The organism is Marinomonas sp. ABL3_031 (assembly GCF_056161265.1).
The window spans coordinates 103,566-119,668 of sequence record NZ_JBSWYU010000002.1; the positions used below are offsets into that span (position 1 = coordinate 103,566).

Sequence of the window (16,103 nt, forward strand, 5' to 3'; positions counted from 1 at the left end):
TTTGTTTTTTTCATGATGTGACTTCCCTGTTTTTATGTTTTATGCGGTGTGTGTTTGAGCCTTTTTAACAATTAGGGTCAGAGTTAAATTATATTTAATATTACTCTGAGGTTGCCACAATAAAACGGATAAAATAATTAAGAGGCATACTGAGCCTCATAATCAACTGGCGCTACATAATCTAAAAATGCATGACGCCGCTTTCGGTTATAAAATACTTCAATGTATTCAAAGATACTTTGTCTAGCTTCCTTTCTGGTTCGATAGTCCATCTCATGAACTAATTCATTTTTTAGGCTACCAAAAAAGCTTTCAGCAACAGCGTTATCCCAACACTCACCTTTACGACTCATACTTATGCGAAGATTATTATCGAGTAGCTTCTTTCGATAACGGTTTGATGCATAAGTTTTTCCTTGATCTGAGTGTACTATTGCATTTGAGGCATTTCCTCGTCGCCATAAAGCCATTGTTAAAGCGCTTTCTACTAAATCTGTATCGTTCTTCTCACTCATCGACCAGCCAATCACATTGCGAGAGAAGAGGTCTATCATCACGGCTAAATATAACCAACCCTCTCTTGTCGCTATAAAACTGGTATCCGATACCCATGCAACATTAGGCATTGTTGTTTTGAAGCACCGCTTGAGGTGATCTTTTGCCGGTTGTGTAGTCGATTTTGATTCTGTAGTAACCACGAATTTATGTCGTAATTTAGACTGTATATCGGCTCTTTGCATCAAACGAGCAACACGTGTTCGACTACATGTATTTCCTTCCGCAATCAGCTCTCTATGTATCTTCGGTGAACCATAAATACGGCGAGATTGAGCATGATGGTATCGAATACGTTGTGTAAGATGCCTATTTTCCTTGGTTCTGTGGCTCTCTGGGCGACCAAGCCAGTCATAGTAACCACTAGATGACACTTGTAATACTTTACATAGCCGCGCCACTGGGTGTTCTTTAGAGTGACGACGAATAAACTGGTATTTCAACCCAGTTCCTTGGCAAAGAACACCGCGGCCTTTTTTAGAATGTCGTTCTCTTCTTGGAGGCGGTGCACTTGTGCTTCTAACCGAGCGACATCACTTTCTTGGCCTTTCTTTGGTCTACCACGGTTGGCAGAAGCCACATCACCTGTTTTTTCTAATTGCTCTTTCCACTTATAAAGTTGGTTTCGCCTTAGCCCAAGTTCTCTAGCGACATCCGCAGCTGGTTTATCAGAGGTTTCCATTAAGCGAATCGCTTCCAACTTAAACTCTTTGGTATAGGTATTATAAGGTTTACGTTTTGTTGTCATAAGAACACTCCTAAAGGACTTATTGTCCCTGATTAAAAATGTCCGTTAAACTGTAGCAGGTTCACTCTGACCCTAATAATTCCTTTGTTAGCTGTTTTGCGAACTACTTACTTTGGCCATTTTTAGCCATAGCAACTTCATGTTGGCTGAAGACACTTATACCATTTTGACGAAGTAGTGCCGTGGTGACACCCGAACCTACAATTTTTGTTCCTTCAAACTTTCCATTGTATACCTGGGAACTACCACAAGAAGGACTTCCGTCAGTTAAAATAGCCGTTGAGATATTTTCTTTCTGACAAATGTCCAACGCTAGATTTGCTCCCTTGAGAAACTCATTTGTTACATCTGAGCCATCTTTACCCTTAATCTTTGAAGACCCTTCGATGACATTACAACCATCACCTCCACAGATTTCGGCAGGTACTCTAGGAATAGGCAAACCACCAGCGACTTCAGGACAGAAAGAGATGATTTCGTTTTCTTCAACAAACTTCTGAAACTCAAGAGATTCAGGTTTTAGATCATTACCATCATAACGAACTTTGCACCCAAGCAAGCATGAACTAACTAACACTTTACCCATAACCAACACCTTCGACCTTAGAAAACCACTGGGATTTAAACATTTACATCGTTAAGGTGAAAGACCGCGGCACATTGAAGCTGTAAAGTTTCTGCAAATATCAAGAGACAGCTAACGCCGCCAACACCGGCCGAGCGTGGCGAGGTCCAGCGCACGCAGTGCGCGACGGTGCTTGGCCTTGTTATGCGATTTAGTTGAATACAATTATTTCACCTTGCTTTGGTGAATAGCTTGCCGCCTCTGGCCCAACAAAATCTTCATCTTTTAAGGAAACCGATATAGCAGAACCATTGCTAAATTGTAGGCGAATTTCATCTTCGTTTGAAAAAGCATCGACAACCTTAGAGCCGATAATTTCACTCAGGTTTGTCACACCAAAAACGGTATGAGGATTTTCTACTACAAACCAGCCACGATCGAAAACTAGCGAAATGCCTTTGATGTTTAGAACCTCACCACTTTCATCAGCATCTACATACGCAGCCTCACTTTCAGTGATTGCTTCCAATTCTGCGCCTATTATCTCTTCAAACTTATACATTGCTGACTACTTCTTTCGCATAATGCCTCAATCAGCCGTCGCCTTGGCGGTCGGCTGGATTGATTTGTTATGCTTTTTGCTTAACTTGATGACTTCTGAGCCTAATTCTAATCCACCATACGTTAACTTGATTGTGTCATTTCCACTCATGCTTACTGCTTCGCTAAGAATTGATGAACTTACTGGACCAGCAAATGATTTGAGACTTTTTATTAACGCTCTTTTTCTGCAAGCAGCAGGAACAATGATGTTACAATCACGCGACCATAACATGTTACCCCATTCTTTGGACTTCTTCGTGAAACTTACAGTCTCATTGAATGCTTTAAACATTAGGTAGCCATTAATTATAAGCATTGTTGTTAAAATTATTGGTAATGGTATTTTTTCATAATACAGTGGCATTAGAGTAATAAAGGTTGATGCAATAATCGTTGTCCACCAAAAATAAAAATTTGATTTTGCAATATGTGATAAAATCCCTTGAAGTTCAACGGCTTCTTTCTCAGTAATCAGCGGTGAAAAATATTCCTTACCAACTTTTCTACATACGTTACCCATTGTGGTGAAATAAATATGTCGTTCTATTTTTAACTCTTCGCCTATGTAAATGCTTTCAATCCTAAAAAAGGCATTCTTTGCATTTTTCTTTATGTTCTTTTCTATATCAAAAGGATTTAGAGTTATCATTGTATCTCCTTTGAAACATAACATTTTAATAATGCGCATGCGCGTTTAGACAATTCAAAAATTTCGCCAATATCTTTATAAATTACTGACAAAAAAGGTTTTTATCAAGATATCAAAAAAATCCAAATCTGGAAAAACGAGCATGCGCGTTTACACATTTATCCACAGCGCGTTATTTTTGCTACGGATATTCTTATCCATTGATACTAAAAGACTTTTTATTTTTCTACCAGCGCAAACGCGCAATACTGTGATTATTTTTTAGGCAAAGCGAGCCAATCACTGGCACTTCAAATTTAAAGGGGCCAGAGTAGAATAATATTTAATTTTACTCTGACCCTAATTATTCCTCTGACCCTAATTATTCTTATTCTTGCTAATTATTCTTAGGCAATTTATAATTATCTTTTAAAATTTCTTTTTAAACCTAATATGTACCGAGCTTACTTTATCTTCAATCTCAATATTTAGGTCAGCTTGTTTAATATTGAGAACCGATTGTGTTTTATTGTTGGTTAACTTAATGTTTAAGTTACCTTTATAGTCTAAGGTTACATTATGTATGGTCAATTTCTTGGGTATTTTGTATTTTTTTCTTTTGTCTTGATCGCCCGTAAAGTCAAATAAAACTTCGTCACCTTCAGTTGAACTAAAATCCATCACGGTATCAAAAGAAGAAGAATCATCTAGTTTAACTACAAAAATATCAGCTCCGGTGCCACCATAGAGGAAATCATTCCCTCCACCACCTCGTAATATATCGTTTCCCGCGCCACCAAGAATTTCATCACTGTCAGGGCTACCAATAATATGATCATCACGTGCAGTCCCATGAATGGTATTTCTACTATCTGCGTAGATAACAAAAGGGTAAACAGCAAGTATTAATATTAATGCGATGATTTTCATACAATGCCTAACGCCCGTATAAAAGGCGAAGCGTCAGCGCCGTCCAGCCCGTAGGGCGATTTTTAATGCGCTTGTTAGATGATTTACCTGCAGGCATAGTAATTTGCTCGTTCCATTATTATTTCTAGGCTCAGATCCCCAATAGGTGGAGAGAGAGCTTTTATTTTTTGCATTGCTTCCTGCTTGGTAATTTGTCCATAAAGCTCATCTTTGGCATGACTCACGGATTTAGAAATTAGCTCTTCTATTTCCTGAACACACGAATCAATAGCTTCGGCACTTACATCACTAAGTTCTGAGTTATTTAAAAGATCTGCGCAGAGTAGATCATGGCGCTTTTTAGGAGCACCATGGTAAATCGGCAAAATCCTGTCAATTAGTGATGAGCTCATATTCACCTAACGCCAAGCTCACCTGTAAATGCTGCGGAGAGCGTTTTTGTGTAAAAATGGAGCGCAGTGACAGACACAAAAACAAGCGTAGCAGTATGTGTCAGCGTGCAGCTTTTTTGTTAGGCATTTTACTTAAATGACCCAAATACAACAAAACAGATGACCACAATAATAAGGAATACAATACCACATATAGCACCATTTCTTGCGTATCTATATGCGGGCTCACCTATTTTTACGCGGTTCCACTCTTTTTTAATTAGAGGCCGCGAAAAATCTGTAGCTATTTGAATAGCATTAATGGTTTCTACGCTATCAGACTTATTAGCGAGAGCATCGTTTTGTTTAGAAATGGCAACAGCCATTAGACGCAATAACTCTTCGTGTTCAGTATCCTCTGGGTTGAGGCGAAGCATTACCCTAGAATAAACCTCTGAAACCTGATATTACTTATTTTTTCTTTTGAAATTTCGAAGGCATTTTGTCTTTCCTTGGCTTCACCAAAATGGTGGTGTTCTTCAGTTGCTCTTGCAAACGCTCTGGCACAAGCAAAGAAAACGGAAAGGTCGTCTCGAAGTGAATTGATCCATGCCTGCCTAAATTCTGAAGTTTTTAACTCTTTAGTTAAGGTTAAATTGACAAGTGCGATCGTTGCAGCAATCAGAGATGCCGCAACCGTAGCCATTGCCACTATCGAATATACTGGTAATTCTGTAGCCATTGCTTAACTCTCTGCATCTTGCCTAACATCTATGGACACCCCGATTTTTTCAAGCAAAATCAAGCTTTAACAAGAGTAGTTTTGTAGCCATCTATTCGGATTTTTAGTAAAGCCTTTTTAGCTTTTATCCCTGATGCATTACTAACTCAAAATGGCGCTGACTTGGTTCTAATCATTTTGGCGTTTTCAACGAAACGATGTTAGTCCCAGAATTTCAAAGTCACGGCCTTACCTATCTTGTTGTCACTCTTTGCTCGAACAGAAATCGAAATGTGCTTTATTTAATGGGATGTGAAATGTAATCAGGCAGGAAAATACCTTATTAATTCATTCGTACATCCCTTACTTGAGCTTCATCATAGAACAGCGTTTTGAGTTTTTCCAATAAGAATTACATTTTTTTAACTTGGATTCATTCCATGGTTTGAAGTTCGCAAGTGTCTGATTGCACTGCGCTTATAAGACCTACATTTGGTGGTTTACTCTGAGTTGATGTGAGGTTGCTTGACTAACCCCACCCTAGCCCTCCCCTTGAAAGACATAAGGGGAGGGAACATGAGAGTTCATCAGGTGTGAAACGCTTTTAAACGTAAAAAGAGGCAACGAGCCTGTCAGCAAAAAATGCTCGACACGTTCCTGAATGTGCGAAAGGATTAAAGCGACTTTTTGGTTACTTTTGTGGCGCTAGACAAAAGTAACCCGCTCAGCAGAGCGGAAAAAAGCTCCCCAACCAAAGTCATTCAAAGGAAACTAACTGAATATCGGGCAAGAAAATACAAGAAAATGCTCCCGACCAAAGCCAACCTGAGGAAACAAAAGCCCCCTCGGGCAGAGCAAATGGCAGGAGCCCAAAAAAATTCTGGCTATGAATTAGTGACCGTGTCCACAACCACAATCGCTGCTTTCGCCGCTCGCTTCTTTCCAGTGTTTAAACTTGCTGGTGCCGCCTATGCCTGGGTTAAAGCTGTTGGTTGGGTCATTTTGCTTGTAGAAATCACGCAAAGGTTGTTTGGCAATGTATTCGTGACCCACGTTGTGCTCGGCTGGGTATTCAGCGCCACGGGCATCGTAACTGGACAAGATTTGCTGTTTCACCGCTTTGCCATCAACGCCTTTTTTCATGATGTAGTTTTGGTGCATTACGTGACAGAAGAAATGACCGTAGTACATTTTCACGGCGATTTTATCGTCAATTTCTGGCGGTAATACTTCAAACCAATCTTGCTCATTACGTGGGAAGGCCACGTCAATGGTCATGATGGAACCGAGCTCTTTACCATTCATGATGTGGTAACGGGTTAACGCGCCACCGGTTACGAAACGGTGTAAGATCGCTTGATCCGCTTCACGCTCGGTACATTCGAAGTAATCGCCTTGGTTGTTTTTGAAGAACTCTTGCAAATAAGCTTGCGCTTCGTCTACACCCGCATTGGCGGTCTCAACTATCCAATGGTGTTCGTATTTTTCGCGGAAATCTTCCATGCGCTTAGGCAAATGGTTGGGCCAAAGCTGACTCATGTATTGCATAATGCGATCGGAAAATTTGTTCGGTAGGAATTTGAATTTCCCCGCCCAACGATCCACGGTACGTTTGATGGCAAACATTTTTGGAATGTACTTGGTACCTAACTTGTCGATCACCAAGTAGCTGTCTTTGCCGTATTTTTTACTGATGTCGTAACTGCTGCTATGCAAGTATTCACCAGACACAGGTAAGTTATCAAAGGTCGATAACATGTCACGACGCATTTGCTCCATCACAGCAGGATCATTGGTGCCGATGTAGAACACTCGATGCTTTTCTGGAATCGGGAAGGTATCGATACGAACCGCGAATACCGCCAATTTACCCGCACAACCTGACGCTTCGTAAAGGCGGCGTTTGTCATTATTAAAACGGGATGGCGTGTCGGCGTCTACGTCACGAATACGCTCATGATATTCGTTGTCAGAAGCACGTTTATCAGGGAAATGAACATCTTTTTCCTGATATTTTTTGTGTTCTAAGTTAGTCAAAATTTCTTCTGGCTCAGAACCCAAGTCGATGCCTAGGTTGTTCACCAGTTGCAATTCGCCGTCTTCGGTAACTTGTGCGTAAAGTGACAATTCTGTGTAGGCTGGGCCACGTTGTACTAAGGCGCCACCTGAGTTGTTACAAATACCGCCGACGATGGAGGCACCAATACAAGATGAACCAATCACCGAATGCGGCTCGCGGCCATAAGGTTTCAGGGTGTCTTCTAGACCGAATAAGGTACTGCCTGCGAAGCCGATGATTTGCTTGCCTTGATCGATTAACTGAATGTCGTCGATGCGCATGGTACTGATGATGACAATTGGACGGTCATAGTCGTTACCGCTTGGGGTTGAACCACCCGTCAAGCCAGTGTTCGCTGCTTGCATGATGACGATCACATCAGCTTTAACACAAGCTTGCAGTACTTTCCAGATTTCCACCAGTGAGCCAGGGCGAACCACAGCGTACGCTTTACCACTGCCCAATCGAATACCTTGGCAATAAGGCTGCTTTTTGTCTTCATCCGTTAAGGTATATTGACTTCCTACAATGGCCTTCAATTCTGCGGCCAGATCTAAGCTGGAACTGGTTTTTGTCATCTTTTTTGTACTTCGCAACAATTTGAATGAGGTCGATTAGTATACCCAAGTCGTTTCGCTATAAAAACTGCTAACAAGAATTTATTGATCTGACGCATCCTTAGATCTTTTTTAAAAGCTATTCGAATTTTCTTATGCCAATTCCGTCTTGGGATTTTTGCCCTTTAGGCCTTTTGTGGTTTGTGTTTGCCCATACAAACTTTTAGTATGCATGCATTCATTTTAGGAGCAGAATTGTGATTGATTTAGACAAAGCCAATGCCGAACTCGAAGGCGCTACGCCACAAGCCATTATTGAATGGGCACTGAAAAACGCACAAAAGCCCATTGTGACCACCAACTTTGGCCCTCACGAGGCGGTGATTTTACATATGGCGACGCAAGTGAAAGCCGACATTCCGGTTATCTGGATCGATTCTGGCTACAACGTGCGTGACACTTACAAGGTCGCCGAAGACATCATAAGCAAGCTAAACCTTAACTTGGAAGTGTACACACCAAAAGTCAGTGCCGCGCGTCGTGACGCCGCTTTGGGCGGTATTCCAAGCGTTGATGACGAGGCTCACGTTGAATTCACCGAACAATTCAAATTGGAGCCATTTCGTCGTGCCATGGCAGAACAAGCTCCAGATATCTGGCTGACCGCAGTTCGCAGCGAGCAAACCGAATTTCGCAAGGACATGAAAGTGGTGGAAATGGGCCCGAATGGGGTGATTAAGGTTGCTCCTGTGTTGCATTGGAAAGAAGCGGACATGGTGGCTTATCTTGCCGAGCATGACTTACCGACACCTGATCACTACTTCGACCCGACCAAAGCACAAGCCGGACGTGAATGTGGCTTGCACACTAAGCTGTAAGTCTATTTCAAAAGCCAATAAAAAAGGGAAGTTTGATGCTTCCCTTTTTGGTTATGTCGTTATCTAGCCAAATAAACTGAGACTTATCCGCCTAATACCACTGTGCGTTTGTCGTTCAAGAAGACGCGTTTCTCCACATGGCATTTCACCGCATGGAATAAGGTCACTCTTTCAATGTCTTGACCTTTGGCAACGAGATCCTCTGGATAATGGGCATGGTTAACGGTTTGGATGCCTTGGGAAATGATCGGCCCTTCGTCCAAGTCATTGTTCACATAGTGCGCCGTGGCACCCACCATTTTCACGCCCTTCTCCCAGGCTTGATGATAAGGACGCGCACCTTTGAAACCAGGCAACAGGGAATGGTGAATATTGATCGCGCGGCCATCCAAATATTCACACATACTGGGTGATAAAACCTGCATGTAACGTGCTAATACCACCAATTCCGTTTTATACTGTTCAACCAATTCACGCACTTTGGCTTCTTGTTCCAACTTGGTTTCATGGGTGATTGGCAAGTGGTAATAAGGAATGCCATGCCATTTGGCCAAGTCTTCCAAATCTGGGTGATTGGAAATGATCACAGTTACCTCTATGTTCAATTGACCGGTACGAAAACGATACAGCAAGTCATTCAAACAATGGTCGTACTTTGACACCATAATGGCCACTTTCGGCTTATGATCAGGTGCCGTTAACGTCCATTCCATGTTGAATTCAGCCGCACGTTCCGCAAATGCTTCTGCAAAAGATTGTTCACTAAAATGCTCATTTTGCGGCAAAAATTCAATACGAATAAAGAAACGCCCCGACTCTCTGTCATCAAAAGAATGTATTTCGTCAATGTAGTTGCCGGCTTCCGCCATATAACGAGTCACCACATCCACCGTACCCAAAATACTCGGACAGCTTGCCGTAAAAATCCAAGGCGCTACTTTTGTTTTCATGAAAAAGTCTCTTTTAATTGGGGTAAAGCAATGGGCTTTTCAGAGGGCAGTCCGAAAAGCCCATCACTACACCTTTGGGTGTCTTGAAGGGATGAAGGGTGGTATAAAAAAGCCTTAACAAGTGACGGTTAAACCGTACTCTTTGCTGGCATCTTGCAGCCACAACCAAAGGTAGTCGGCAAAGCTGCGTCTTACTACTAACTGATAACTTTGTTCAGCGGTACGACAAATGGTTGCGCCACTTTTCGCAAAGACACTGGAAACCACTTTGCCAATGGGGAACTCACTGTCGTGAAAATCAATTGGTGTGGACTTTTTCAGTACCTTTACGACGTCTTCGCCAGACAGTTCAAATACCGTATTGCCACCACTCACATTGACTAGAGAATAATGCCCACCGACTTCGGCAAAAAAGCGTGTTTCCAGCTCAAAGGCTTTGTCTTGTGCTACTTGCAATAACCACTCATCCGGGGAAATCCACATCACGGTCAATTCCCCTGACGCTGAAGAGACGGATGTGAGTGGTTTGCTGGGTAAAGCAAGGCCCAGTATTGCTTCAATGCTGGCCGCTTGCTCATCATTCGGTGAACACCGTAAGGTCAACAAGCCCAAGGACAATTCACGAAACAGCACACCTCCTTGGGTGTCGCCATGCTCTGCAATTTTGGCTAATTCCACATGATGCAAAGGGCTTTCAAATGGCACTTCCGCTTCTGGTAGTTGGTTCATCACCAATTTGATAGGCGCTTGCTCTTGTGTTTCCTGATTCATCTCAGACATGCTGGCGCTCCCCTTTTGGATCTAAGAATATGGGTTGGCAAATCTCGGCTTCGATCACTCGGCCATCTGCCAATGGGTAAAAGACTTTTTCACCAATTTTATCGTGGCCGCCTTTAACAAAGCCCATGGCGATGGAGCGATCCAGACAAGCACTCCAGTAACTGGACGTTACATGACCCACCATTGGCATTGGAATTGGCGCGTTAGGATCAAACACCCCTTGCGCTCCTTCAGGCAGCACCACAGTTGGATCGACGGTTTTTAAACCCACCAGCTGTTTACGATCAGCACGAACACAATCTTCACGCTGCATACCGCGCTTACCAATGAAGCTGAAAGGTTTCTTCATGGCCACCGCCCACGGCATGCCCAAATCAAATGGATGTACCGAACCATCCGTGTCTTGGCCGGCAATGATAAAGCCTTTTTCAGCACGCAATATATGCATGGTTTCTGTGCCATATGGCGTTAGATTAAATTCTTCACCCGCTTCAAAAAGGGCTTTCCAAACGTGCATACCATAGTTGGCTTGTACGTTAATCTCGAAGGATAGCTCGCCAGTGAAAGAAATACGGAACACACGAGCAGGCACACCAGCCACCGTCATTTGCTTCCAGTCCATGTAAGCAAAGTTGTCTTTGGAGACATCGTCTTCCGTTAGTTTTTCCAGCAACTTACGGCTGTTTGGACCTGAGATGGTCATGGTGGACCAATGATCGGTTACCGAAGTGAAGTAAACTTCCATTTCTGGCCATTCGGTTTGGTGATACAACTCCAACCATTCCAAAACATGCGCTGCGCCACCTGTGGTGGTGGTCATAAGGAAGTGGTTTTCCCCTAAACAAGAGGTGACCCCATCGTCAAACACCATGCCGTCTTCACCACACATCAAACCATAACGGCATTTACCGACTGCCAGTTTTGCCCACGCATTGGTGTACACACGACCAAGGAATTCACGGGCGTCTTTGCCTTGAATATCAATTTTACCCAGCGTCGAGGCATCCAAAATGCCCACGGACTCGCGCGTTGCCAGACACTCGCGATTCAACGCCTGCTGCATGGTTTCATTGCCTTTTGGGAAGTACCAAGGACGTTTCCATTGACCCACATCCTCAAACTTAGCGCCCTGTTCCACATGCCACGCGTGCATTGCTGTGAAGCGTTTCGGATCAAACAATTCACCGCAATCACGACCCGCAATGGCACCAAAAGTGACTGGTGTATAGTTTGGACGAAATATCGTCGTGCCGGTTTCTGGAATGCTTTTTTGCAAAGCTTTGGCGGCAATCGCCATACCGTTAATGTTACCTAACTTACCTTGATCTGTACCAAAGCCCATGGCGGTGTAACGTTTCACATGTTCGATGGATTCAAACCCTTCGCGACAGGCCAATTCAATACCGGCTGCTGTGACGTCGTTTTGATAATCAACAAACTGTTTAGGCGCTTTGGACGTTGGCTTATTGTGTGGAATATGGAACAAGGCCATGGCTTTGCCTTGTACTATCTCTTGCGTTGTTGGCAGCTTAGTCTCTGCCACTTCTAGGCCTAAATGCGCTAAGGCATCTGCCGCCGCTTGTACACCTTGCGATAACGCCGCTTGAGTGGTAAAAGCGCCATTAATTGCACCCGCTGTTAACTGTTTCTGTACCGTTGCGCCAGGCAAAAAGCCAATTACTTCTTCATCCCACACTGGGCGCGCACCCGTATGGCAGGACAGGTGAATGACCGGACTCCAGCCACCAGAACTGGCAACGGTATCGGCTTTGAGTTTGGCAACGGCACCGTTAACCTCATCACCCGACTCACTCAGCGGCGCAACGGACACGCCTGTCACGCGCTTGGAACCTTGTACTTCAATCACGCCTGAGCCAACCATGATGCTGATGCCGCGTTCACGGGCGGCATCGATCAAGCTGCCTTGTGGATTTTTACGGGCATCCACAATAGCAACCACATGACGACCAGCATCGTGCCAATCTATGGCAGTTTGGTATGCGCCATCGTTTGCTGTCATGAGTACCAATTCCTTGCCCGGCACCACACCAAATCGATTGATGTAGGTCGATACCGCACTGGCTTGCATACAACCTGGTACATCGTTATTGCCAAATACCAAAGGACGCTCGTGAGCGCCAGTGGCTAACACCACCCATTTAGCGCGCACTCTGTGCAAACGCTGCGCCACTGCACCATTTGGCGCGCGATCAGCAAATTGATCGGTACAATGTTGTTGAATGGTTAGGAAGTTGTGATCGTGATATCCGTTTACTTGCGAGTTGGGCAACATGAGCACATCGTCAAACTGACTCAACTCCGCAACCACTTCAGCGACCCATTCCATTGCTGGTTTGCCATCAATGGTTTCTTTGCTGCTCAACAAGCTACCGCCAAATTCACTTTGCTCATCAGCAATAATGACGCGAGCGCCGCCACGAGCCGCACTTAATGCCGTCATCAAACCCGCAGGGCCAGCGCCCACCACCAACACATCTGTGTGCTGGTTCATTTTGTCGTAAATATCGACGTCTTTTTCTTTCGAGGCACGCCCTAAGCCCGCCGCTTTACGAATATAGGATTCGTAGGTTGGCCACATGGATTGCGGGAACATGAAGGTTTTGTAGTAAAACCCTGGCGGCATCATTTTTCCACCAATTTTGCCCACTAACCCCATGAAGTCAGTCTCAACACTAGGCCAACCATTGGTTGAAGCTGCCACCAAACCTTGGTAAAGGGATTGTTGGGTGGCGCGCACGTTAGGAATTTGCGTGGCTTCGGTCGCCCCTAGCTGTACCACAGCGTTAGGCTCTTCGGCACCAGCGGCAACAAAACCACGCGGACGACTGTATTTAAAACTGCGACCAATGACGTCAACGCCATTGGCTATCAAGGCAGACGCCAAGCTATCGCCAGCGTAACCTTGGTAAGATTCACCATTAAACGTGAAGGTTAATGGTTTGCTGCGATCAATGCGGCCGCCATCTTGAAGACGATTTTTCTGAGACATCACCAGGCTCCTTTACTCAGCCACAACCGATGGCGTTTCGCCAAGCTTGTACACTTCTAAAATTTCATAGGTTTGCGTGTTGCGCGTGATATTGAAAAATTTGCGGCAACCTGCAGCATGCACCCAAAGCTCATGATGAATGCCACGCGGGTTTTTACGAAAATACAAAAACTCCCCCCACTCTTCATCGCTGCAAGCATCTGGGTCTAATGGACGAGCAATGTGTGCTTCGCCTTTGGCGTGAAACTCTTCTTCTTCACGATATTCACCACAATGTGGGCAAAAAATATGGAACATACTCTATTCTCCAAACTCTGTTTTAGCCCAATTAATGCGCCACACCGGCGGCACCGTGTTCATCCACCAGCGCGCCATTATGAAAACGAAACATAGAAAATGGCTTGGCTAACTCATGCATTTCCCCTTTTGCAAGGGAAGCTGCAAACACATGACCTGAACCTGGTGTCGCTTTAAAGCCACCGGTTCCCCAACCACAGTTAAAGAACAGGTTTTTCACCGGGGTCTCACTGATAATCGGACAAGCATCAGGACAAGTATCCACAATACCACCCCATTGACGGTTCATGCGCACGCGACTGAACACAGGGAACATTTCCACTATGGCTTGAATGGTGTGCTCAATGGTTGGGAAGGAACCGCGCTGACCATAACCGTTGTAACCATCGATACCCGCACCAATGACCAAGTCTCCTTTGTCTGATTGGCTGGCGTAACCATGCACATGGTTGGACATGACCACGGTATCCAAAATCGGCTTAATCGGCTCAGACACTAACGCCTGCAATGGATGCGATTCTAAAGGCAGTTTAAAGCCCGCCATGTTGGCCAACACACTGGAATTACCGGCGACCACACAGCCCACGCGATCGGCCCGAATGTCACCATAGCGCGCTGTTTTCACACCAACAACTGTGCCGTCTTCAACGATTAAATCTTCCACTTCGGTTTGTTGGATCAAGTCCACTCCATGGGCGTCAGCACCACGGGCATAACCCCATGCCACCGCATCGTGACGGGCCACACCCGCACGCGGCTGCCATGACGCGCCCATGACGGGATAACGCGCATGTTCAGAGCAATCTAACACCGGAACGATTTCTTGCACTTGTTTGGCGTCCAATACTTCACCATCAATACCATTGAGACGATTGGCATTAACACGTCGTTCAATGTCGCGCATGTCCTGTAAAGTATGACCTAAGTTCAAGCAGCCACGTTGTGAAAACATAACGTTGTAGTTGAGTTCTTGCGACAAGCCTTCCCACAATTGCATGGCGTGTTCGTAAAGGTGCGCCGCTTCGTCCCAAAGATAATTGGAGCGCACTATGGTGGTGTTTCGTGCTGTGTTACCCCCCCCTAAAAAGCCTTTTTCAATCACCGCGACATTGGTCACACCAAACTCTTTAGCAAGATAATAGGCTGTTGCCAAACCGTGACCGCCACCACCCACTATGATGACATCGTATTTCTTTTTCGGGGTTGGATTACGCCACACCCGTTGCCAGTTTTCATGGTGTGTAAAACTGTGCTTTAACAACCCAAAGCCTGAATAATGCTGCATCAAATCAGCTCCTTACAAAGACAGTCTGAAAACTGCCATGGGTGGTACAAAATAATGGGCCTATCACTGTATCGATGAGGCCTTGGCCTACCGCAGACTAAATAGCACCGAGGATTCGACCTGATAATAAGATCAAAGATAGTGATTCTTATGCTCGGGAGCGTCCGAGGCATGACAAATTACGACACGCCCAAAAGCGAGTCGTTATTTGAACCATCTGGATAGGAATGTTTCAGCAGAAAAGTGACGATGGGTGTTAATGATCAAACAGGATTCATGGAATCCATTAACCAATCTGTAAAGCGTTTTATCCTTTGATCTTGAGCCAATGAATTTAAGGTTAATACACCGTACTCATAGCCTGTTGATTGCAATCCTAGCGGGCTAATCAAACGCTGAGCTTGCAAGTCATCAGAGACCAAAGGCGTTGAGCCAATTGCCATACCAAGATGATCTTGTGCTGCCTGCAACGCATAAAAGAAGTGATCAAAATATTGCTCATTACGCGCCTGCCAAGTGTGGCCCTTTTGACTCGACAGCCAATCGTGCCATGCTTGAGGGCGTGTTCTGCTGTGCAGCCAATCCGCCTGATTGAGGTCTTGCTGAATCTGCTCAAACCAATAGCTTTCACTGCACACAGGCCCAGCAAACTCGGCACACAACTTAGTGATCTGATAATCGCCTTTGACGCTAAAATCCAAGCGTCGAATAGCAAGATCACAGCCCGACTCTAATAAATCAATCGGCCCACCTGACATACGCAGATCAATGTGTATTTCTGGGCAAAGGGTTTTAAATTGCCCCAATCGCGGCATTAGCCAACGCATCGCCAAACTGGGCTCACAAGACACTACTAAAAAGGGAGAATCGATATCATGACGATGAATCTCTTCCACTGTTTCCGTTAGTGCATCCAAGGTTTGACGACTGGTTTTCAACAAACGCTGACCTGCTAGGGTTAAATAAACTCTGCGATTCTGGCGCTTAAATAATGCCACGCCGATGCGCTCTTCAATTTGCGCCACAGCACGGCTGATTGCACCGTGTGTCAGGTGCAATTCTTCTGCGGCTTTGGTGAAGCTCTGTAATCGTGCCGCCGCTTCAAAAGCCAGCAGAGCATTCAAAGGCGGAAGCTGTCTATATCTGTGATTTTTACTCACAATATT

The 16,103-nt window shown here is 44.7% G+C and carries 17 protein-coding genes; 1 reads left to right on the top strand and 16 read right to left on the bottom strand.

The window, feature by feature from the left end; genetic code table 11:
* Positions 1-137: 137 nt before the first annotated feature.
* The 10 genes from ACXAH2_RS02935 to dld form a co-directional block, all read right to left on the bottom strand.
* The gene (locus tag ACXAH2_RS02935; RefSeq protein ID WP_475076552.1) at positions 138-998 is read right to left on the bottom strand and encodes an IS3 family transposase; all 861 of its coding nucleotides are present in this window, start codon (positions 996-998) and stop codon (positions 138-140) included.
* The gene (locus ACXAH2_RS02940) at positions 995-1,303 is read right to left on the bottom strand and encodes a transposase (protein WP_475076553.1); all 309 of its coding nucleotides are present in this window, start codon (positions 1,301-1,303) and stop codon (positions 995-997) included. Before ACXAH2_RS02940 ends, ACXAH2_RS02935 begins: the two co-directional genes overlap by 4 nt.
* A gap of 103 nt (positions 1,304-1,406) precedes the next feature.
* Positions 1,407-1,889, bottom strand: a complete 483-nt coding sequence (locus ACXAH2_RS02945; RefSeq protein WP_475076555.1) for a 2-thiouracil desulfurase family protein — start codon at positions 1,887-1,889, stop codon at positions 1,407-1,409.
* Positions 1,890-2,079: 190 nt separating this feature from the next.
* Positions 2,080-2,430 (bottom strand): hypothetical protein, encoded by a 351-nt coding sequence (locus ACXAH2_RS02950; RefSeq protein WP_475076557.1) that lies wholly within the window; start codon positions 2,428-2,430, stop codon positions 2,080-2,082.
* A gap of 27 nt (positions 2,431-2,457) precedes the next feature.
* A complete protein-coding gene (locus tag ACXAH2_RS02955) occupies positions 2,458-3,120 on the bottom strand; it encodes a hypothetical protein (protein WP_475076560.1) in 663 nt (220 codons plus the stop codon).
* Between the two features lie 408 nt (positions 3,121-3,528).
* On the bottom strand, positions 3,529-4,029 hold the full coding sequence (locus ACXAH2_RS02960; protein ID WP_475076562.1) for a hypothetical protein: 501 nt from the start codon (positions 4,027-4,029) through the stop codon (positions 3,529-3,531).
* Positions 4,030-4,112: 83 nt separating this feature from the next.
* Entirely contained in the window at positions 4,113-4,421 is a 309-nt protein-coding gene (locus ACXAH2_RS02965) for a hypothetical protein (RefSeq protein WP_475076564.1), read from the bottom strand.
* A gap of 128 nt (positions 4,422-4,549) precedes the next feature.
* The gene (locus ACXAH2_RS02970) at positions 4,550-4,837 is read right to left on the bottom strand and encodes a hypothetical protein (RefSeq protein ID WP_475076566.1); all 288 of its coding nucleotides are present in this window, start codon (positions 4,835-4,837) and stop codon (positions 4,550-4,552) included.
* A complete protein-coding gene (locus tag ACXAH2_RS02975) occupies positions 4,837-5,142 on the bottom strand; it encodes a hypothetical protein (protein ID WP_475076568.1) in 306 nt (101 codons plus the stop codon). The genes ACXAH2_RS02970 and ACXAH2_RS02975 overlap by 1 nt, the downstream gene beginning before the upstream one ends.
* 870 nt (positions 5,143-6,012) lie before the next feature.
* Entirely contained in the window at positions 6,013-7,758 is a 1,746-nt protein-coding gene (gene dld / locus ACXAH2_RS02980) for a D-lactate dehydrogenase (RefSeq protein WP_475076570.1), read from the bottom strand.
* Positions 7,759-7,994: 236 nt separating this feature from the next.
* Between dld and ACXAH2_RS02985 the strand changes: the two genes are divergently transcribed.
* Positions 7,995-8,615 carry a phosphoadenosine phosphosulfate reductase domain-containing protein gene (locus ACXAH2_RS02985; RefSeq protein ID WP_475076571.1) on the top strand — a complete coding sequence of 207 codons (621 nt, stop codon included), beginning with the start codon at positions 7,995-7,997 and terminating at the stop codon, positions 8,613-8,615.
* A gap of 83 nt (positions 8,616-8,698) precedes the next feature.
* On the opposite strand, the gene purU is transcribed toward ACXAH2_RS02985, so the two are convergent.
* The 6 genes from purU to ACXAH2_RS03015 all read right to left on the bottom strand — a co-directional run bounded on the left by purU (position 8,699) and on the right by ACXAH2_RS03015 (position 16,097).
* The gene (gene purU, locus ACXAH2_RS02990; RefSeq protein ID WP_475076573.1) at positions 8,699-9,565 is read right to left on the bottom strand and encodes a formyltetrahydrofolate deformylase; all 867 of its coding nucleotides are present in this window, start codon (positions 9,563-9,565) and stop codon (positions 8,699-8,701) included.
* A 114-nt stretch (positions 9,566-9,679) separates the two neighbouring features.
* Positions 9,680-10,345 carry a sarcosine oxidase subunit gamma gene (locus ACXAH2_RS02995; protein WP_475076575.1) on the bottom strand — a complete coding sequence of 222 codons (666 nt, stop codon included), beginning with the start codon at positions 10,343-10,345 and terminating at the stop codon, positions 9,680-9,682.
* Complete coding sequence (locus tag ACXAH2_RS03000; RefSeq protein WP_475076577.1) at positions 10,338-13,355, bottom strand: sarcosine oxidase subunit alpha; 3,018 nt, start codon at positions 13,353-13,355, stop codon at positions 10,338-10,340. Before ACXAH2_RS03000 ends, ACXAH2_RS02995 begins: the two co-directional genes overlap by 8 nt.
* Positions 13,356-13,367: 12 nt before the next feature.
* Positions 13,368-13,652 (bottom strand): sarcosine oxidase subunit delta, encoded by a 285-nt coding sequence (locus tag ACXAH2_RS03005; RefSeq protein ID WP_113874870.1) that lies wholly within the window; start codon positions 13,650-13,652, stop codon positions 13,368-13,370.
* Between the two features lie 31 nt (positions 13,653-13,683).
* Complete coding sequence (locus tag ACXAH2_RS03010) at positions 13,684-14,937, bottom strand: sarcosine oxidase subunit beta family protein (RefSeq protein WP_475076578.1); 1,254 nt, start codon at positions 14,935-14,937, stop codon at positions 13,684-13,686.
* A 263-nt stretch (positions 14,938-15,200) separates the two neighbouring features.
* On the bottom strand, positions 15,201-16,097 hold the full coding sequence (locus ACXAH2_RS03015; RefSeq protein WP_475076580.1) for a LysR substrate-binding domain-containing protein: 897 nt from the start codon (positions 16,095-16,097) through the stop codon (positions 15,201-15,203).
* Between the last annotated feature and the right edge of the window lie 6 nt (positions 16,098-16,103).